21 protein-coding genes are annotated in these 19,552 nt (G+C 37.4%); all 21 read left to right on the forward strand.

All coding sequences use genetic code 11. From position 1 onward, the window contains the following. The first annotated feature begins 628 nt into the window (after nt 1–628). Entirely contained in the window at nt 629–1,168 is a 540-nt protein-coding gene (locus MUN88_RS16090) for a YphA family membrane protein (protein ID WP_440136860.1), read from the forward strand. Continuing rightward, the gene (locus tag MUN88_RS16095; RefSeq protein WP_244716833.1) at nt 1,165–2,055 is read left to right on the forward strand and encodes a YIEGIA family protein; all 891 of its coding nucleotides are present in this window, start codon (nt 1,165–1,167) and stop codon (nt 2,053–2,055) included. The genes MUN88_RS16090 and MUN88_RS16095 overlap by 4 nt, the downstream gene beginning before the upstream one ends. Beyond that, a complete protein-coding gene (locus MUN88_RS16100) occupies nt 2,055–2,240 on the forward strand; it encodes a capping complex subunit for YIEGIA (RefSeq protein ID WP_244716834.1) in 186 nt (61 codons plus the stop codon). The genes MUN88_RS16095 and MUN88_RS16100 overlap by 1 nt, the downstream gene beginning before the upstream one ends. Nucleotides 2,241–2,377: 137 nt before the next feature. Beyond that, nucleotides 2,378–3,688, forward strand: coding sequence for a ribosome biogenesis GTPase Der (der, locus tag MUN88_RS16105; RefSeq protein ID WP_244716835.1), 1,311 nt, complete (start codon nt 2,378–2,380; stop codon nt 3,686–3,688). 11 nt (nt 3,689–3,699) lie between these two features. Continuing rightward, nucleotides 3,700–4,740: an NAD(P)H-dependent glycerol-3-phosphate dehydrogenase gene (locus MUN88_RS16110; protein ID WP_244716837.1), complete on the forward strand. Its 1,041-nt coding sequence runs from the start codon at nt 3,700–3,702 to the stop codon at nt 4,738–4,740. A 58-nt stretch (nt 4,741–4,798) separates the two neighbouring features. Next, complete coding sequence (locus MUN88_RS16115; RefSeq protein WP_244716838.1) at nt 4,799–5,059, forward strand: stage VI sporulation protein F; 261 nt, start codon at nt 4,799–4,801, stop codon at nt 5,057–5,059. Between the two features lie 274 nt (nt 5,060–5,333). Then, a complete protein-coding gene (locus MUN88_RS16120) occupies nt 5,334–5,534 on the forward strand; it encodes a DUF2768 domain-containing protein (protein ID WP_244716839.1) in 201 nt (66 codons plus the stop codon). Nucleotides 5,535–5,554: 20 nt separating this feature from the next. Beyond that, nucleotides 5,555–6,283, forward strand: a complete 729-nt coding sequence (locus tag MUN88_RS16125; RefSeq protein ID WP_244716841.1) for a YphF family lipoprotein — start codon at nt 5,555–5,557, stop codon at nt 6,281–6,283. Nucleotides 6,284–6,913: 630 nt separating this feature from the next. Then, complete coding sequence (spoIVA, locus tag MUN88_RS16130; protein ID WP_244716842.1) at nt 6,914–8,392, forward strand: stage IV sporulation protein A; 1,479 nt, start codon at nt 6,914–6,916, stop codon at nt 8,390–8,392. Between the two features lie 531 nt (nt 8,393–8,923). Further along, on the forward strand, nt 8,924–9,196 hold the full coding sequence (gene hbs / locus MUN88_RS16135; RefSeq protein WP_244716843.1) for a non-specific DNA-binding protein Hbs: 273 nt from the start codon (nt 8,924–8,926) through the stop codon (nt 9,194–9,196). 186 nt (nt 9,197–9,382) lie between these two features. Beyond that, complete coding sequence (locus MUN88_RS16140) at nt 9,383–10,159, forward strand: heptaprenyl diphosphate synthase component 1 (RefSeq protein ID WP_244716845.1); 777 nt, start codon at nt 9,383–9,385, stop codon at nt 10,157–10,159. Then, nucleotides 10,156–10,872 carry a demethylmenaquinone methyltransferase gene (locus MUN88_RS16145; RefSeq protein WP_244716846.1) on the forward strand — a complete coding sequence of 239 codons (717 nt, stop codon included), beginning with the start codon at nt 10,156–10,158 and terminating at the stop codon, nt 10,870–10,872. The genes MUN88_RS16140 and MUN88_RS16145 overlap by 4 nt, the downstream gene beginning before the upstream one ends. A 12-nt stretch (nt 10,873–10,884) precedes the next feature. Further along, nucleotides 10,885–11,856, forward strand: coding sequence for a heptaprenyl diphosphate synthase component II (gene hepT / locus MUN88_RS16150; protein ID WP_244716848.1), 972 nt, complete (start codon nt 10,885–10,887; stop codon nt 11,854–11,856). Nucleotides 11,857–11,868: 12 nt separating this feature from the next. Further along, on the forward strand, nt 11,869–12,315 hold the full coding sequence (gene ndk / locus MUN88_RS16155) for a nucleoside-diphosphate kinase (protein WP_244716850.1): 447 nt from the start codon (nt 11,869–11,871) through the stop codon (nt 12,313–12,315). Between the two features lie 30 nt (nt 12,316–12,345). Further along, nucleotides 12,346–13,119, forward strand: coding sequence for a CheR family methyltransferase (locus MUN88_RS16160; protein WP_244716852.1), 774 nt, complete (start codon nt 12,346–12,348; stop codon nt 13,117–13,119). A gap of 80 nt (nt 13,120–13,199) precedes the next feature. Next, nucleotides 13,200–14,366: a chorismate synthase gene (aroC, locus tag MUN88_RS16165; RefSeq protein ID WP_244716854.1), complete on the forward strand. Its 1,167-nt coding sequence runs from the start codon at nt 13,200–13,202 to the stop codon at nt 14,364–14,366. Beyond that, nucleotides 14,366–15,445 (forward strand): 3-dehydroquinate synthase, encoded by a 1,080-nt coding sequence (gene aroB, locus MUN88_RS16170; protein WP_244716857.1) that lies wholly within the window; start codon nt 14,366–14,368, stop codon nt 15,443–15,445. The genes aroC and aroB overlap by 1 nt, the downstream gene beginning before the upstream one ends. Beyond that, a complete protein-coding gene (gene aroH, locus MUN88_RS16175; protein WP_244716859.1) occupies nt 15,442–15,828 on the forward strand; it encodes a chorismate mutase in 387 nt (128 codons plus the stop codon). Before aroB ends, aroH begins: the two co-directional genes overlap by 4 nt. Nucleotides 15,829–15,832: 4 nt before the next feature. Continuing rightward, on the forward strand, nt 15,833–16,921 hold the full coding sequence (hisC, locus tag MUN88_RS16180) for a histidinol-phosphate transaminase (RefSeq protein ID WP_244716861.1): 1,089 nt from the start codon (nt 15,833–15,835) through the stop codon (nt 16,919–16,921). A gap of 13 nt (nt 16,922–16,934) precedes the next feature. Next, a complete protein-coding gene (locus tag MUN88_RS16185) occupies nt 16,935–18,035 on the forward strand; it encodes a prephenate dehydrogenase (RefSeq protein WP_244716863.1) in 1,101 nt (366 codons plus the stop codon). Nucleotides 18,036–18,047: 12 nt separating this feature from the next. After that, a complete protein-coding gene (gene aroA, locus MUN88_RS16190; RefSeq protein WP_244716865.1) occupies nt 18,048–19,346 on the forward strand; it encodes a 3-phosphoshikimate 1-carboxyvinyltransferase in 1,299 nt (432 codons plus the stop codon). Nucleotides 19,347–19,552: the final 206 nt, after the last annotated feature.

Below are 19,552 nucleotides of genomic sequence, written 5' to 3' on the forward strand. Positions count from 1 at the left end.
ATTTTGAAATAATTCATGTGCTGGGATATCGCTTCTGCTATTGCTTAAGCTGTACAACTGTTGTAAGAGGTAACATATAAATCGGTATCTTTTAGTGTTCAGAAATGTTACCACCCTACGGCAAGCAATTCATAATGCAGAGCAACACTGCTATTACTTGACGCTAACGTTGTAGGACTTCCCTTAAGCTTAGGAATATGCGGAGACTCCCGTTGGATCAGTCGCGTCCGAAAATCCCGCAATAATATGCCTGTTTCTTCTAGGATCGCTTCGAAAGTAGGCTTATTAGACACGAAGCAGCGAAGAAACATGTTCAAGTAGTAGCTAAAAGATCGACGCTCCACAAGACGCGGAGCATATCTACGGAGTTTGCTTAGCAGGTAAATTATGTCTTAATTATCATATTCTGAAAAAGGTTTCCCAGTTAACATAATCTGTATTACAATTAGCTATTATATATTTAAGGCAGTGGTAGGGTAAGGAAACGTCTTTTTTCTTAGCAGTATTTTCTTTTAAATTTCTCGACTAAAGTTGTTCTTTTTCGTACATACTGTTAAAGGTGATGCAGATGTATTTATATATAACGGTGTATTTATGTTGGATTTTATGGTGTTTTGTTACTTTTTTTATGCGTAAGAACAGGAATCGATTAAAATATATGGTCTTACTTTATCTGTGTTTAATTCTTTTACCCATAAAACTAATAATAGGAGATTTACCCGTTAACGGTTTGTTTTTATTTTTGCTTATGTATGCAGTAATGATGGTAATATTGACTAAATTTCCTGTAAAAAGATATTTACTCGTTCTGTTTATAAGTTACCTCTACGCTGTTTACTTTATTTGGCGCATCACAAGTCCTGTTCTCGATGAAAATACTTTTATTATGATTGCCATTATTAGCGGATTTCTACTGATTCATCTATTCACGAAGAACAAAGATGAGCAAATCACGATAATAATAGCTGGATGCAGCTTTGGCCAATTGTTTTATCTGATCATTTGTAACAGTTATCACTTACAGTATACGGTCAATTATGAAACATACTTTACGATAATATTTGCCATTCTGTTCATTATCGCTATTCAATCTTGCTGGGAATATATAATGATAAAGATTGAAAGCTTTATCAAATCACTCGAGTACAAAAAGAGGTGGAATACGTGAATCCATTCATATATCCGATTCTATTCGGTATTATTATTGGGACGCTTGCTAGAATGGTTATGTTGAAAACGGATTACCGACAGTATCCTACCTATTTACACGGTAAAATCATTCATTTAGCATTAGGGTTTATCGCTGCCAATTTAGGTGCGGTAGCGGTACCTGCAATATTAGAAAAAGAATATACAGCCGTCACGTTTCTCACCATTGCTGCTTCACAATTTCGAGAAGTGCGTAACATGGAACGGAATACGCTGACAGAAATGGATAGTTATGAATTGGTGCCGAGAGGGAAGACATATATAGAAGGTATTGCCATAGCATTTGAAAGTCGAAATTATTTAGTTATTTTTACTTCGTTGCTTTCAACATTAACATACATAGCCTTAAATATATATGCAGCTGTTATTGTGGCGTTCATTTGTTATTTGCTTATTCACAAATATATGAGCGGATCAACGATGAAGGATATCGTTGACATTGAACTTTCTAAAATTTCCTTCGATGGAGCAGGTCTTTATGTAGACAATATTTACATTATGAATATCGGGTTACCAGAACGACAGGAGGAAATATTAAAATACGGAATGGGATTCGTCATGAAACCAAAAAACTTCGATGTCCGCTCGACCATTGCTAATTTAGGGCAGCGACAGGCCATCTTGCATGATATTTCCGTTTCATTGGGAGTTGTACGAGATTCGGGTACACCCGCACTGGTTCCGTTAATTAAACGTGATTTAGATGATGGCAGAATTGGTATTTTTATATTACCACAAGAGAAAGACAACAAGAAAGCCTTAAAAGTATTGCAATCCGTTCCTGTTCTCGAGAATGCTATTCGTATGCCATCTGAATCCAGTGCTGATAAAAGGAGTGGTGCATAATGGTGTTAGAGAAAGCGATATTAGCAACCATTACAACTGATGCCAGCAAAGTAACGGCAGGAGCATCCATTTTCATTTGTGAATCAAAAGAAGAAATGGACAAAGTAGCTGCAAACTTGGAAGCAATCTTGGATGGAATCAGTCATGCGTTAAGTGATGAAATTTATATTATAGTCAAACATTGATAGTTAGTAAACGATAATATTATTATGTAAACTAAATGAAATAAACTTGTTTTCATTGGTACAGTTGTGGTAATTTAGTAAAGTGATAATTTACACAAATTTAGCAGAAAATTAATTAGTAGGAAGGATGTGCCTTCATGAGAAGTTCTGTAGTAGCAATTGTAGGAAGGCCAAATGTAGGGAAATCTACCATCTTTAACCGATTGGTAGGAGAAAGAATTTCTATTGTAGAAGATATTCCAGGTGTAACACGGGATCGGATATACGCCAAAGCAGAATGGCTCAATTCCACTTTTCGTTTAATTGATACAGGTGGTATTGAAATTGGTGATGAGCCATTATTAATACAAATGCGTGAACAAGCAGAAGTTGCAATTCGTGAAGCGGATGTCATCATTTTTCTTGTCAATGGAAGAGAAGGGATTACAGCTGCAGATGAAGAAGTTTCCAAAATATTATATAAATCCAATAAACCAGTTGTACTGGCAGTAAATAAAGTTGATAATCCTGATATGCGTGAGCAGATTTATGAGTTCTATGCATTAGGATTTGGGGAGCCATACCCGATTTCTGGTACTCATGGACTAGGTTTAGGCGATTTATTAGATAGTGTCGTTAATTTATTTCCAGAACGGGAAAATGAAATAGTGGATGATGATATTATACATTTCAGCTTGATCGGAAGGCCGAATGTCGGGAAGTCATCTTTAGTCAATGCACTTTTAAATGAAGAACGTGTAATTGTCAGTGACATTGCGGGAACGACAAGGGACGCAATCGACACTAATTTTGAAAAAGATGATCGAGAGTTCGTGATCATAGACACAGCAGGAATGCGAAAACGAGGAAAAATCTATGAAACTACCGAAAAATACAGTATTCTCCGTGCTTTGAAGGCCATTGAACGGTCTGATGTTGTATTAACATTGATCGATGCTGAAACAGGTATTATTGAACAAGATAAAAAAATCGCCGGTTATGCTCATGATGCTGGTAAAGCAGTCGTAATTGTAGTCAACAAATGGGATACTATTTTGCAACATGATCAGGCGATTAAAGAATTTGAAGAAAAAGTACGAGCGCATTTTCAATTTTTAGATTATGCTCCCATCATTTATTTATCGGCAAAAACAAAAAAACGAATTCACACATTATTACCTAAAGTAATCCAGGCAAGTGAAAACCATACAAAACGGGTGGAAACAAACGTATTAAATGATGTAATCATGGATGCACTAGCGATTAATCCAGCACCATCTAAGCATGGAAAGAAATTAAAGGTTCTTTATGCGACGCAGGTGGCCGTAAAACCACCAACATTTGTGGTATTCGTCAATGATCCAGAGCTTATGCACTTTTCTTATGAACGCTTCCTAGAAAACCAAATTCGTGAAGCATTTGGATTCGAAGGTACCCCGATTAAAATCTATGCGAGAAAACGTAGTTAGAGGTGATCAGCATGTCAAAAGTAGCTGTAATTGGTGCGGGTAGCTGGGGAACAGCTTTAGCAATGGTGTTATGCGATAACCATCACGACGTTAGGATTTGGACACATAATACGGAGCAAAAGCAACGAATGGAGCAAGAAGGGAAGAACCAGAAATATCTTCCCGACATTCCATTACCGTCCTCTTTAACTATCCATGACGATTTAGCATTGGCAGTTGAAGAAGTAGAAGCAATTGTATTAGTTGTTCCAACAAAAGCTATTCGTGAAACATGTCAACGATTAGATCAGGTTCTGCGTCATCAGGTTGTTATGATTCATGCAAGTAAAGGTATTGAACCTGACAGTCATTACCGTATTTCTGAAATGATTAACGAAGAACTGGATAGTACTCATTATCAGGAAGTGGCCGTGCTGTCAGGGCCGAGCCATGCTGAAGAAGTAAGCTTAAAACATCCAACCACTGTAACAGCAGCTTCTGAAGATGAATCGTTAGCTTCGTTTACACAGGATTTATTTATGAATCAATATTTCAGAGTGTACACGAGTACGGATGTGATAGGAGTAGAATTGGGAGGCGCTTTAAAAAATATTATAGCTTTAGGTGCTGGTATTTCCGATGGGCTTGGCTATGGAGATAATGCGAAAGCAGCGCTCATTACAAGAGGGCTTGCTGAAATCACACGATTGGCATCTGTAAAGGGTGCTAATCCTTTAACTTTTATTGGATTGACAGGCGTTGGCGATCTCATCGTAACTTGTACAAGTTCACACAGCAGAAATTGGCGAGCTGGTAACTTACTCGGCCAAGGATTATCGTTAGATGAGGTCCTCAGTAAGATGGGGATGGTTGTAGAAGGAATTCGTACGACTGAAGCAGTGACTCAACTAGGCCAAGAAGAGAAAATAGAAATGCCGATTACGACAGGAATTTACGATGTCATTCACCAAAATAAGTCGCCAAAAAAAGTAGTAGATGAGTTAATGGCGAGAGACAGAACGACAGAAATTGATGATATTTCTGATATTCTCTTCAATCGAGATAAGGATTAACTGTTTAACTCCTCCCTGCATACTATAGGAATGACTATAGTAGTTAGGAGGAGTTATTTTGAGTGATTTTAAACAAAATATGTTCGATCAGATCCAGAAAAAATCAAATATTCAACCAGATCAAATCATGAAAGTGGCCCAATCGGTTCAGAGTGCTGATTTTTCTGATGAAAAAACAGTAAGAAAATTAGTGAAGCAATTGGCTCGCCTCTCCGGTAAACCTGTATCAAAGCAAAAAGAGGATAAAATTGTCAAGGCCATTATCAATAATAATATGCCTAAGGATATTGGTACTCTAAGTAAATTATTTAAAAATTAGTATTCATAGGCACATGAGGATGCAAGGTAATATTGCTTCGCATACAATAAACCGCACAAGCATTCACTTTCAGGGTGATAATGGGTATTTATTTAGTCATTAACCGGAGTAGATCTTCCCCTACTGCTTCGGTTTTTTTATTATTTATTAGTTGAATAAGCCCATTTATTGCAAGTTTGTCAGACTGCTAACATATAGTTATCTCTCTTTGAAAACTATGTTATAATATGTAGCGAATCTTTATCGAATTATGCCTAGAGAGGATGAAAAACAGTTGTCAGCTTCATTAATGAAAATGTGGATATCCTTTGGAGGGATGGGTGCACTCATTCTTGCAATGGTGTTAATATTATTAAGCAGATATAAATTGAAAGGTATACTATCCATCATAGTAGCAGTTATTGCATACGTTTGCTTATTCTTTGGTGGGATCATTATTGCCTTAGTTGTTTTAAGTGGACCTACGGGTGCCTGATAAGGAGGATGAGAAACGTAATGTTACATAAATTCACAGCGCTTTTATTAAGTGTTATTTTACTGGCCGGCTGTATGTATCCGGAAGAAAACCTAAGTGAAAATCAGATTTCAAATGATACTCAGCTTCAAACTGTACAACAAGCGATAAATCAATATTCGGAACAAACGGGAGGATTATTACCAATTCAGACAAAAGAAAATGACACGCCATTATATCAAAAATATGTGATCGATTTCAGCATGTTAAAACAAAACGGACTAATTCAATCGATTCCTGCCACTGCTTTTGAAAATGGCGGTAGTTATCAATATGTACTTGTCGATGTTGAAGAAAACCCTACGGTTAAAGTGATTGACTTGCATTTAACGGATGAGATTCGAACAATTCAACAACGACTTTTCATTTATCGTAGCGATCATACATATCCTCCATTCGGTAAGAAGGTAGCAGAAGGTATTTACGAACTGGACTATGAGAAACTAAACCTGGATGCAAAACCACAAGTGCACAGTCCCTATTCTGAAAACACGTTGCCTGTTTATATTACCGCTGAAGGTGAATTATTGATCGATTACCGGATTGACCTTTACCAAGCACTTCAAAGTAAAGAACACCAATATAATAACGGAGACGATATTCGTCCTATATTAATAAAAGATTATCCGGTTGTTCCTGCTTACAGTATTCCGTATACAATTAAAGATGGAGAACCAGTCTTTGCGCCTGATCTCGAGGAAGGCTGGTAATCAACGAAAAAAACTTATCCGATTGGGTAAGTTTTTTTCTTATATACGCAAAAGAATTGCCATTCTGATCGATTAAACAGGAGGTAACGTGGTTCATCTCATTCTGCGTTTAGAAAGCTTAAAGGCGAATTGCAGAAACAATCAGATATCGCTCAGGCAAATCACTTCGCGCCTGTGGGGCACGGCAAATCCCACGGGAGTCTACGTGATTGGCCTGCGCAAGAGTGCAGGCTCTACAACTGATGTCACAGGAAAGTATATACTCATTCAGATAATACATAATGTCTAGCACCACTTAACATAATCTGTATTATAGGTAGCTTTGTACATATTCAAGTTAGTTAGAACGCTCGGAGGGAGCAAATTTTTCTTTAAAAAGATAGTGAAGTATAATGCTTCATGTATCATATTGAAGTCATAACGAATTGGCCAAGTTTCAAATAAATGGGCATATTCAATGTTCCACTTTCATACCTTGTCATTAGTACTGGATAACTGAGTTGACGTATATTCCATGAAAGTTTATTTATTATGCGAATATCTTGCATAAAATAGTAGGACAACATCATAGAATAGAATTGTCAAAGATTCGAATGAATGATGAGGTCGAACAGATCGGGAGGGGATCATTTGGAAAGGGTAGATATCTTCAAGGATATTTCAAAGCGAACGAATGGTGATATTTATTTAGGAGTCGTTGGTGCAGTTCGAACAGGGAAATCAACATTTATTAAGAAGTTCATGGAAAAGACGGTCTTGCCTAATATCGCAAATGAAAGTGATAGACTAAGAGCGCAAGATGAATTACCACAAAGTGCAGCAGGAAAAACTATTATGACAACAGAGCCAAAATTTGTTCCAAACCAAGCTGTATCGTTAACAGTAGAAGAAGGATTAGAAGTAAATGTCCGATTAGTAGATTGTGTTGGGTATACGGTAAATAGTGCACAAGGGTTCGAAGATGAAAATGGTCCACGGATGATTCACACACCTTGGTATGAAGAACCGATTCCTTTTCATGATGCAGCGGAAATCGGAACTCGAAAGGTCATCCAAGAACACTCTACGATGGGTATTGTCGTTACGACAGACGGCTCGATTGGCGAGATCCCTCGTGAAGATTATGAAGAAGCAGAAAATCGTGTGGTGGACGAACTAAAAGAAGTAGGAAAGCCTTTCATCATGATCATTAACTCTGTCCAACCTTATAATCAGGAAACTGAATTATTAAGACAAGAACTATCTGAAAAACACGATATTCCAGTGTTGTCCATGAGTGTTGAAAGCATGTCAGAACATGATGTTAATAATGTTCTGCGTGAAGTTCTTTATGAGTTTCCAGTACTTGAAGTGAATGTTAATTTACCAAGCTGGGTACTAGTGCTTGATGAATCACATTGGCTTCGACAAAATTATCAGCTTGCAATCGAAGAAACGGTAAAAGATATTAGACGTTTACGAGATGTAGATCATGTTATCGGCCAATTTGACCAATTTGATTACATTCAGCAAGCTTCACTAGCAGGGATTGAAATGGGTGAAGGTGTAGCAGATATCGATCTTCACGCACCGGATGAATTATATGACCAAGTATTAAAAGAAATTGTAGGCGAAGAGATCCGCGGAAAAGATCACTTGCTTCAACTTATGCAAGAATTCACTAATGCAAAGCGAGAATATGATCAAATTTCAGATGCATTAAAAATGGTGAAGCAAACAGGCTATGGGGTAGCAGCACCTGCTTTAGCGGACATGGCATTAGAAGAGCCAGAGATTATTCGTCAAGGACCTCGCTTCGGTGTTAGATTGAAAGCTGTTGCACCTTCTATTCACATGATCAAAGTTGATGTGGAATCAGAATTTGCTCCTATTATCGGTACGGAAAAACAAAGTGAGGAATTAGTTCGTTATCTAATGCAAGATTTTGAAGAGGACCCGCTTTCCATCTGGCAATCTGATATTTTCGGACGCTCTTTAAGCTCTATCGTAAGGGAAGGAATCCAGGCTAAACTGTCATTAATGCCTGAAAACGCCAGATTTAAATTGAAAGAAACATTAGAGCGCATCATCAATGAAGGATCAGGCGGACTAATCGCCATCATATTATAACCATTTAGAAAAAAAGCGTTAATGTAGAGACATTACGCTTTTTTTGTTTGTGTATTCTTAGACACTTCCAAATGAATGTTAAGCAAGAATTTCGAAGAAAACCGGGGCATAAATTCCCGGTTTTTATTTTTGGATAAGTATAGTATATTAGCAAATGTTTTACTGGAACGATTTGCTATTTTCAAGAGGGACTTTAAAATAAACGAGAGATAGCGCTTATTCTCACGTTTTTACTGTATATTCAGCTAGTTATATGGCAATAATAGGTAATAGGAAACAATAAATCAGCAAAAGATTATTATATCAACGTTTGAAAACACTTGCATCGTAGAATTACATGTGATAACATTCAGGATAACTTAACAATAAATAGACAAAATATTATTTTTTTCTTGCTGAATAGCTATAAATTGTTGAATTATCTTTAAATCTCAGTTATGATAAGCCTTGTCATCCTTTAAAGATGGCAATTAGCTATAAATATTCCATTTGTTAAAAATTTATAGCTTACATTGGGAGGAGGTGAATATCATGAACAAAACAGATCTAATCAATGCAGTTGCTGAAAAAAGTGAACTATCTAAAAAAGATGCAACAAAAGCTGTAGATGCAGTTTTTGAATCTATCATGGATTCACTAAAAGATAGCGAAAAAGTTCAACTAATTGGTTTTGGTAATTTTGAAGTACGCGAGCGTGCTGCACGTAAAGGGCGTAATCCACAAACTGGGGATGAAATCGAAATTCCAGCAAGCAAAGTGCCTGCTTTTAAACCAGGTAAAGCCCTTAAAGATATCGTAAAATAATATGGTATTACATATGGGCAATAAAAAGGGTGCATACCGCACCCTTTTTTCTTACCTCTAAGCAATTGACCCCTCTATAAATATCCTTCCATCAATCGTAACATGTTTAATCTGGTCAGGATGATGTAAACTTATGTTATACTATGTTAAAATAGAATAGGATTTTGAAGAATTGCGGTGAGTATAATGACATATACAGAAACGATAAAATACTATACAAATTTAATACATCAGACCATCCAGCAAAGTTTTCTGAGCAAACACCTGAATAGTCCGGAACTGGATATACATAAAATCGTCGCTATCGATAACCTGGTAAAAGACAAACCGAACCAGGATGAATTAGTCCGGACTACAATGCTTGTGCAGATTGCCTTAAATACGCATGATCAAATCAATGTTCATTTTAACGAAGAAAATGTGATGGAGCAGCAATTAACTGTACTCGCTGGTGATTATTATTCTGGCATCTATTATCATCTTCTAGCTAATATTGAAAACATCAGCTTTATTCGACTACTTGCAGATGGCATCAATGAAATGACACAAGCGAAGATGACGTTTTACTACAGTAAATATCGTGACTTTAATCATTTTATGTCGGATTATAAAGAAATTGAATGTGTATTAATTGATAAGGTGGCGCAATATGTGAACAAATCGGATGATAACCATTATCTTAACAAATGGATCATTCTTAAGCGGCTTGAGTTTGAACTAGTCTCGCTTCAAAAAGGAAACAACAATTTCTTTCACCGCCTGGCAAAAGAAAATATCGCCACGATACAGGACAATCAGCAGCTTGCGAAAGCATTGAAAGAGTATATAAAAAAGGTATCTCATGAATTAGACACACTTACTGTTAATAATGAGCAAGTTATCATTCCTAAAGAGATTGATTTGTATCAGCTTAGATCAGAAAACACATGGAATTTGGTGCTGGAAGAAGGATTATCACAATGACAAAACAATCAAAAGAAGAAAAAGTACATCAAGTATTTGAAAAAATCTATAGTAATTATGATCATATGAACTCTATTATCTCTTTTCAACGCCATAAAAAATGGCGACAGGATGTAATGAAAAAAATGCAAGTTAAAAATGGGGAAAATGCATTGGATGTTTGCTGCGGGACAGGTGACTGGTCATTTGCTTTGTCAGAGGCAGTAGGTGAAAATGGGGAAGTAATAGGCCTTGATTTCAGTCAAAATATGCTATCAGTGGCAGAGGAAAGAAAACAGCAACACCCTCTCGAAAATGTTAAGTTTGTTCATGGTAATGCGATGGATCTGCCATTTGAAGATAATTATTTTGATTACATTACAATCGGTTTCGGGTTACGTAATGTTCCTGATTATTTACAAACTTTGAAGGAAATGCACCGCGTAGTAAAACCAGGTGGAAAAGTAGTATGTTTAGAAACTTCTCAGCCTACCGGTAAATTATTTCGCAAAATCTACTATTTCTATTTCAAAAATATCATGCCTTTATTTGGGAAAATTTTCGCAAAAAGCTATCAAGAATATGTATGGTTACATGAGTCTGCTAAAGATTTTCCAGGTAAAGAGGCACTGAAAAAGCTATTTGAAGATGCAGGCCTTATCAATGTGCAGTATAAAAGTTATACAGGCGGCGTAGCAGCCATGCATCTAGGTGAAAAACACGAAAAGAAATAAAGGTGACATTATATGAAGCTTGCAAAGACATATGCATTTATCAAAAAAGATTTATCCGTAATTGAAGATGCACTAGAAAAAACGGTACACGCAGACCAACCTGTCCTCCACGAAGCCTCTATTCAATTATTGAAAGCTGGTGGGAAACGTTTAAGACCGGTATTTGTTGTATTAGCCTCTAAATTTGGAGAATACAATCTAGACCATATAAAAAATGTGGCTAGTTCTCTTGAATTGATACACATGGCATCACTGGTGCATGATGATGTGATTGACGATTCCAATATGAGAAGGGGAAAACCCACCGTCAAAGCAAATTGGGATAATCAAGTTGCGATGCTGACTGGTGATTACATTTTTGCTAAAGCATTGCAGCAATTTACCGATATTAATAAGCCCAGAGCTCATCAAATCTTAGCAAAAACAATGATGGAACTGACCGTAGGCGAGATTGAACAAATTAAAGACAAATATAATCTTCAACAAAATTTGCGAACATACTTACGCAGAATCAAGCGCAAGACAGCACTGTTAATTTCATCAAGTTGTCAGTTAGGTGCCATCGTGGCGAATACGGATAAGCATACAGAGAAGGTTTTATTCCGGTATGGCTACTATATGGGGATGTCTTATCAAATTATTGACGACATATTGGATTTTACAGCATCTGAGAAAGAACTGGGTAAACCTGCGGGCAGTGACTTGATTCAAGGAAATATTACCTTACCCGTTCTCTATGCATTAGAAAATGATTACATAAAAAAAGATTTAGAAAAGGCATTTGAAAACAAGCATGAAGTAACACCAGAAAGAATGCGACCAATTATCGAGCAAATTGCTAACTCTGATGCTATTTCACAAGCAAGAACCGTAAGTGATCTCTATCTCAGAAAGGCGTATGATTCTTTAGAATTATTACCAGCCAATCAGGCTAAAGATGCTTTAGCTAGAATTGCAAATTATATAGGCAATAGAAAATTATAATGAGGTGATAACATGGAAAAAACGTTTTTGATGGTAAAACCAGATGCAGTACAACGAAATCTAATTGGGGAAATTGTAAAAAGATTTGAACAAAAAGGATTTAAACTATTAGCAGCTAAGCTTATGACAATCCCGGAAGAAACAGCAAAGAACCATTATGCAGAACATGAAGAAAAGCCTTTCTTTGGGGACTTAGTATCTTTCATCACTTCAGGACCAGTATTTGCGATGGTCTGGCAAGGGGAGAATGTAATTGAAACTTCTAGAAAAATGATGGGGAAAACAAATCCTCAAGAAGCTGCGGTAGGAACGATTCGTGGAGATTTTGGTATTATGACACACCGAAACATCATTCATGGGTCCGATTCACCAGAAAGTGCCGATCGAGAAATCCAATTATTTTTCAATCCTGAAGAAATACAGGACTATGCGAAAGATATAGATAACTGGTTGTCATAAATAGAAAAAAGCTATTGAGGGAGACGGAAGATGTCGGATTATCAAGTCTTTACTAGTCAAGTCTACAAAAAAACAGGCCTTGATTTGTCTTTATACAAAGAAGCACAAATGAAAAGGCGATTAACATCCTTGCGTAATAAATTGGGATTTCATTCATTTGATGACTTTTTTCAGGCGATTAACACAGATCAGCAAGTAATGAATGAGTTTCTTGATAAAGTGACGATCAATGTTTCCGAATTTTTTCGAAATCCTTCTCGATGGGAAGTGTTGGAGAATGAAATTTTTCCTCCGCTTTCCAAAAGGAAGAAACGAATTAAAATTTGGAGTGCTGCTTGTTCAACAGGGGAAGAACCGTACACCCTGGCAATCATCGCCAATCAATTCTGGAAAGTATCTGATATTGAGATCCTTGCAACCGATATTGACCAGAATGTTCTGGCAAGAGCAAAACAGGGCATTTACAAAGAAAGAGCATTACAGGAAGTGCCCCCCCATCTAAAAAAGCAATATTTTCACCGTGAAGGCGATACATATAAGATCGATGAAAAATTAAAGGAATCCATACGTTTCAAACAACATAATCTATTAGCAGATCCTTACCCAAACCAAGTGGATCTTATCGTTTGCAGAAATGTATTGATCTACTTTACGGAAGAGGCAAAGCGTACGATTTATCAGCAATTCAGTCAATCGTTGGATATAAATGGAATCTTTTTTGTTGGTAGTACGGAACAAATATTTTCACCAGATCAATATAGCTTGGAAGTTCTGGATACTTTTTTTTACAAAAAAATTAATTAACACAAAAATCAGAAAATTTACATACAATACTGATTTGCTATGGTATATTAATACAAAATTAATCATTAAGGGGGATATTCATGCGTTATTTAACAGCAGGTGAATCACATGGTAAACAGCAAACTACAATTATAGAAGGTTTACCGGCACGGATGCCATTGACACAAGATGATATTAATGATTCTCTTCTCCGCCGTCAGAAAGGACATGGAAGAGGGAAACGAATGCAAATAGAGAAAGATTTAGTAGATATTGTGGGAGGGGTTCGCCATGGCTACACGCTAGGTTCACCAATCGCCCTCGTTGTGCATAATGATGACTTTAAGCATTGGATCGATGTAATGGGAGAAGACCCTGTGGAGGAGGATCAAAAGATTCGCCGTGTTGTAACAAGGGCACGACCTGGTCATGCTGATTTGAATGGTGCTTTAAAATACGGTCATCGTGATATGCGTAATATACTGGAGCGTTCTTCAGCACGTGAGACAACTGCACGTGTTGCTGCTGGTGCAGTAGCTAAAACATTGTTAAAACATTTAGGGATTGAAATTGTCGGCTATGTAAAGGAAATTGCAGGTATAAAAGCAGAAGAAAAGCCTGATCTATCCATTAAAGAAAAGATTAAAATCTCAGAAGAATCACCAGTTCGTTGCTTGGATGAAACGGTAGGCAAGCAAATGATGGATGCAATAGATCTAGCGAAGAAAGATGGAGATTCTATTGGTGGTGTTTGTGAAGTTGCAATAGAAGGACTTCCGGCGGGAATTGGTTCATATGTACATTATGATCGCAAACTTGACGGACGTATCGCCGGTGCTGTACAAAGTATAAATGCTTTTAAAGGGGTAGAATTTGGAATCGGCTTTGAAGCGGCTCGTAAGAACGGAAGTGACGTTCACGATGAAATATTATGGTCAGAAGAGCGAGGTTTCTACAGAAAAACAAATCGTCTTGGCGGTTTCGAAGGTGGTATGACAACAGGAATGCCAGTAATTGTGAAGGGTGTTATGAAACCAATTCCGACCTTGTATAAACCGTTACAAAGTGTAGATATTGAATCAAAAGAACCTTTCAATGCAAGTATTGAGCGATCTGACTCCTGTGCTGTTCCTGCTGCTGCAGTTGTGATGGAGCATGTCGTAGCATTTGAAGTTGCCAAATCGATTCTAGAACAGTTTCCAAATGATCAATTCCCTAAATTAAAAGAAGCGATTGATCAATACCGTGAGGAAATCAGGTGCTTCTAATGCATAAACAGACAATCAAAACGGATACCAACGAATATGATGTGCTTGTCGGCAAAGCTATTATTAATCATATTGATCAATACTTGCCCAGGAAGTATTCAAACATTCTCGTGATAACAGACTCAGAAGTCCATTCCTTATATGCAGATAAAGTGGTTCGCCACTTATCTGCTGATACAAAGGTCCATGTCAGTGTTGTGCCTGCAGGAGAATCCTCCAAGAGTATAGAACAATACTATCAATTATTGACCGATGCAATTCAATATCAGCTTGATCGTAAATCATTAATAATCGCATTAGGTGGAGGAATGATTGGTGATTTAGCCGGATTTGTAGCAGCGACCTATATGCGAGGAATTGACTTTATTCAAGTACCCACTACAATTCTAGCTCATGATAGCAGTGTCGGAGGGAAGGTGGCCATAAATCATCCAGAAGGAAAGAATTTAATTGGCAACTTCTACCCACCACAAGCTGTTCTGTATGATATAGATACACTACATTCACTGCCAGATAAAGAAAAACGATCTGGTTATGCAGAGGTTGTGAAACATGGGTTTATTAGTAATGAGGCCTATTTGTCTGATATTCTAAAAGTTGATTTAACGAAAGAACTTCGACCAAAAGTATTGTCTGATCATATTCAAAAAGGTATCGCGGTAAAAGCAAGTATTGTTGAACAAGACGAGAAAGAATCAAATATAAGAAAGTTCTTGAATTTCGGTCATACATTGGGACACGCCATTGAATCAGAGTTAGGTTATGGACGAATTACCCATGGTGAAGCTGTCGCAATCGGAATGTTATTTGCCATTAGAGTAAGTGAGAATAAACTGGCTAGTAAACTACCATATAATGAATTGTTCTGTTGGCTGTCAAACAATCATTATCCACTTACTTTACCTCCACTGTCAGTGGATGATTTGATAAAGCGGATGAAGAAAGATAAAAAATCAGAAAATGCCAAAGTACAAATGGTTCTTTTGAAAAATATTGGTCATCCGATAACTGTAAACGTGGAAGATACGGAACTGACAGAACTACTTGAAAAATTCTTGAGAGAGTTGGATTCACGATGATACGAGGAATACGAGGAGCCGTTACGGTTGAACATAATGACGTAGATGAAATTATTCAGTCAACCAAACAATTAATTGAAGAAATGGCCTCACATAATGATATAGATCCTGAGACCATTGCACAGGTTTTGATCTCGGTAACAACAGATCTTAACGCAACTTTTCCTGCTAAAGCATTAAGGCTTTTGGAAGGGTGGAAGTATGTACCCGTTATGTGCATGCCTGAAATTGAAGTTCCAGGTAGTTTGCCGAAATGCATTCGTGTGATGATGACGGTGAATACAAACATGGCGCAGAAAGAAGTAGAACATATTTATTTAAATGATGCAGTGAAATTAAGACCAGACCTAGTAGAAAGCAATCATACGAAAGAAAGGAGATAAACCAGTGAAAGCAAAACAAGTATTTCAACAAATGTCACCATACACACCTGGAAAACAAATCGAGGATGTAAAAAAAGAATATGGCTTAACAAAAATAACAAAGCTAGCTTCTAACGAAAATCCCTTCGGCTATTCGCCAAAAGTGAAAGAACTTATTCCTACCATTATCGATCATCTAGAAATCTATCCTGATGGTTATGCTACGGAACTTCGCATAACTCTTGCTGAAAAATTGCAAGTTGATGAGAAACAACTAACGTTTGGCTGTGGCTCTGACGAAGTTGTGGATTTGATTTGCCGAACTTATCTAGAACCTGGTACCAATACGGTTATGGCCACACCGACTTTCCCGCAATATAAACATAATGCTGTGATTCAAGGAGCAGACATTGTTGAAGTGCCACTAACAGATGGTCACCACAATTTGGATGCAATGCTATCGGAAATTAATAATCAGACGCGAGTAGTATGGTTATGTTCACCTAACAACCCAACCGGTTCATTAATTAACCGAGATCAATTAGTATACTTCTTAACTAATTGTCCAGCAGATGTAATGGTTGTATTGGATGAGGCGTATTATGAATATATCGAATCAACCAATAACCCAGATAGTATCGACCTGCTTAACGATTATCCAAACTTAGTAATCTTACGCACTTTTTCAAAGGCATATGGTTTAGCGAACCTTCGTGTTGGTTATGGTGTATCTTCAGAAGAGATTGCTACAAACTTGAACATTACCAGAGGACCATTTAACACAACATCCGTTTCGCAAATTGCAGCTCGTTGTGCATTAGAAGATGAAGCATTTCTAATACATACATATGAAGAAAATTTACGAAACAAACAAGCTTTTATGGAAGCTTGCTCTAATTTAAATTTGAGTTACTATGACTCAGAGGCCAATTTTCTATTTGTGAAATTACCGTCATCAGGGGATGCACTGTTTGAATATTTGTTAACCAAAGGATTTATTGTTCGTTCTGGTGAGGCATTAGGTCATCCAAATGGTGTTCGTATAACGATCGGTTCTGCGGAACAAATGAAAGAATTAGAACAACATCTGAAAGAATTTTTAGCAACATTATAAAAGGAGAATAATCGTGAAGCAAACGGTTTTGATTGCGGGGCTCGGTCTAATCGGTGGCTCGCTCGCTTTAAATATAAAAGACACGGAAGGTATTACATTATTAGGCTTTGATACAAATCAAACCACCTTAGAGTATGCCAAAATGAATAAAATGGTGGATGATGTGTATGACGAATTTAAAGAGGCGGTTGTGCAGGCAGATATTTGTATTTTTGCAGCACCCGTTTCGGTGACTGTCGATTTAATTCACCAATTAAATCAGTTATCATTCGATAAGCACATTATTATGACAGACGTTGGGTCTGTTAAAGGGCCTATAATGGAAGCTGCAACACAAATTGAGTCTGATAACATTGCATTTATAGGCGGTCATCCAATGGCTGGCTCTCATAAAAGAGGTGTACAGGCAGCCAAAAAGCATTTATTTGAGAATGCCATTTACGTACTATCTCCAACAGGAAGCAGTTCTAATCAGGATCTTGATGTATTGCAAGCATTACTGGCACCGACAAATTGTAAATTTTTAATTTTGGAACCCGAAGAACATGATGAGATGACTAGTGTTATTTCTCATTTTCCCCACTTAATTGCATCTTCTCTCGTTCATCAGGCAAAAAATTGGCAAAAAACGCATCCATATATTCCTAAGCTTGCAGCTGGTGGTTTTCGTGATATTACAAGAATAGCGTCCAGTAATCCGTTAATGTGGAGAGATATATTTTTTCAAAACCGTTCGAAAATGAGTCGGTTACTTGGTGACTGGATCGAAGAAATGAAAGAATTAAAGACATTGATTGATACTAGTGAAAAAACACAAATTCAAGAATACCTCGAACAGGCAAGAGATTATCGCGACGGATTAGACAGCAGAAAACAAGGAGCGTTACTTTCATACTATGATATATATGTAGACATTTTTGATCAACCTGGTGCATTACTAAAGGTGATAGAACTATTGGCTAAACATGATATCAGTATTAATAATATTGAAATACTTGAAATAAGAGAAGGAATTACTGGAGTATTACGATTAAGCTTCCAAAATAAAAACGATCAGGAGCTTAGTCAAGCAATTCTAACAAAAAACCAATATGATACGGTTATTGAAGAATAGGAGAGGTGTAATTTGTCTCATAAAGTGTTAGCTTTTCAAAATCAAAAATTGTCCGGAAAAATTCGCGTACCTGGTGACAAATCAATATCCCACCGCGCAGTAATGTTCGGTGCATTGGCAGAGGGAAAAACAACCATCACCAATTTCCTTGTCGGAGAAGACTGCCTGTCTACTATAGGAGCCTTTCAAGCGATGGGTGTATCGATTCAGCGTGATCAACATACGGTCTGGATTGAATCAGCTGGATTTGAAGGATTAAATGAGCCGGTAGAACCGATAAACCTCGGTAATTCTGGTACAACTGCCCGCTTATTGATGGGCATTTTGGCTGGGTTACCACATCATTTCACACTATACGGTGATGCTTCCTTATCAAAAAGACCGATGGATCGTATTGCTGACCCATTGCGAGAGATGGGGGCTAAAATTGATGGACGTAACAACGGTCGTTTGTTACCAATGGCAGTTCGTGGTGGCGGTTTAAGTCCAATTACGTTTTATCCTGCTGTCAAAAGTGCTCAGGTTAAATCTGGTGTTTTGCTTGCTGGACTTCTGACAGATGGAGAAACAATCGTTGTAGAAGAAACAAAAACGAGAGATCATACAGAAAATATGTTAAAAGCATTTGGTGCAGATCTTTCGGTAGAAGGAAATGAGATAACTGTTCGAGGTAATCAAACGTTAAGAGGTTGTGATATCGAAGTACCAGGTGATATTTCCTCTGCTGCATTCTTCCTGGTTGCAGCATCCATTGCGCCTGACAGTGAAATTACGATTGAAAATGTCGGACTGAACCCGACTAGAACTGGAATTATTGATGTATTAGAATTAATGGGCGTTTCAATTATGGTGGAAGAAAAGAAGAATATCGGTGGTGAACCGATCGGTGATATTACAGTTCGTTCTTCAGAGCCAAAAGCAGCTGTTATAGAGGGAGATATCATTCCGCGTATCATTGATGAAATACCAATCATTGCGCTTTTAGCCACCCAGGCAAAAGGGCAAACCATAATAAAAGATGCGGAAGAACTGCGTTTTAAAGAAACGGATCGGATTGATTCTGTCGTTAAGACGTTAACGAAGCTAGGTGCTTCCATCACGCCGACGAATGATGGTATGGTAATCGAAGGTGGCACTTCCTTAAATGGTGGTGTAACTGAATCATTTGGCGACCATCGAATCGGTATGATGATCGCTATCGCGTCACTACTAATAGATGATAAGGTAGAATTACACGACGACGAATGTATTAATATATCCTATCCAACCTTCTTCGAAGACTTACACACACTATTAAACCAAGGACAATAATACAAAGATCCATGTTCGCTGCGAACATGGATCTTTTATGCCTTTCTCGTCACAAACTTCAGTATAATATATAGATTAGCAGCCGTGCCCCGCAAGACGCGAAATGGAGTGGTTGGCCGGAACGCTATCCCAGCAGTTGAATCATTTCAAAACTACCCCTTAGCTAGTTGACATAATCCGTATTATAGGAAATATTAATGCGCAGT

This window comes from Gracilibacillus caseinilyticus, from assembly GCF_022919115.1.
In the GTDB taxonomy this organism is placed as follows: Bacteria; Bacillota; Bacilli; order Bacillales; family Amphibacillaceae; genus Gracilibacillus; species Gracilibacillus caseinilyticus.

What these genes read in the sequence shown, in the direction of transcription:
- MUN88_RS16090 (WP_440136860.1), top strand. Translation starts at nt 629, where the DNA reads ATGCGTAAGAACAGGAATCGATTAAAATATATGGTCTTACTTTATCTG.
- MUN88_RS16100 (WP_244716834.1), top strand. Translation starts at nt 2,055, where the DNA reads ATGGTGTTAGAGAAAGCGATATTAGCAACCATTACAACTGATGCCAGC.
- der (WP_244716835.1), top strand. Translation starts at nt 2,378, where the DNA reads ATGAGAAGTTCTGTAGTAGCAATTGTAGGAAGGCCAAATGTAGGGAAA.
- MUN88_RS16110 (WP_244716837.1), top strand. Translation starts at nt 3,700, where the DNA reads ATGTCAAAAGTAGCTGTAATTGGTGCGGGTAGCTGGGGAACAGCTTTA.
- MUN88_RS16125 (WP_244716841.1), top strand. Translation starts at nt 5,555, where the DNA reads ATGTTACATAAATTCACAGCGCTTTTATTAAGTGTTATTTTACTGGCC.
- hbs (WP_244716843.1), top strand. Translation starts at nt 8,924, where the DNA reads ATGAACAAAACAGATCTAATCAATGCAGTTGCTGAAAAAAGTGAACTA.
- MUN88_RS16140 (WP_244716845.1), top strand. Translation starts at nt 9,383, where the DNA reads ATGACATATACAGAAACGATAAAATACTATACAAATTTAATACATCAG.
- MUN88_RS16145 (WP_244716846.1), top strand. Translation starts at nt 10,156, where the DNA reads ATGACAAAACAATCAAAAGAAGAAAAAGTACATCAAGTATTTGAAAAA.
- hepT (WP_244716848.1), top strand. Translation starts at nt 10,885, where the DNA reads ATGAAGCTTGCAAAGACATATGCATTTATCAAAAAAGATTTATCCGTA.
- ndk (WP_244716850.1), top strand. Translation starts at nt 11,869, where the DNA reads ATGGAAAAAACGTTTTTGATGGTAAAACCAGATGCAGTACAACGAAAT.
- MUN88_RS16160 (WP_244716852.1), top strand. Translation starts at nt 12,346, where the DNA reads ATGTCGGATTATCAAGTCTTTACTAGTCAAGTCTACAAAAAAACAGGC.
- aroC (WP_244716854.1), top strand. Translation starts at nt 13,200, where the DNA reads ATGCGTTATTTAACAGCAGGTGAATCACATGGTAAACAGCAAACTACA.
- aroB (WP_244716857.1), top strand. Translation starts at nt 14,366, where the DNA reads ATGCATAAACAGACAATCAAAACGGATACCAACGAATATGATGTGCTT.
- aroH (WP_244716859.1), top strand. Translation starts at nt 15,442, where the DNA reads ATGATACGAGGAATACGAGGAGCCGTTACGGTTGAACATAATGACGTA.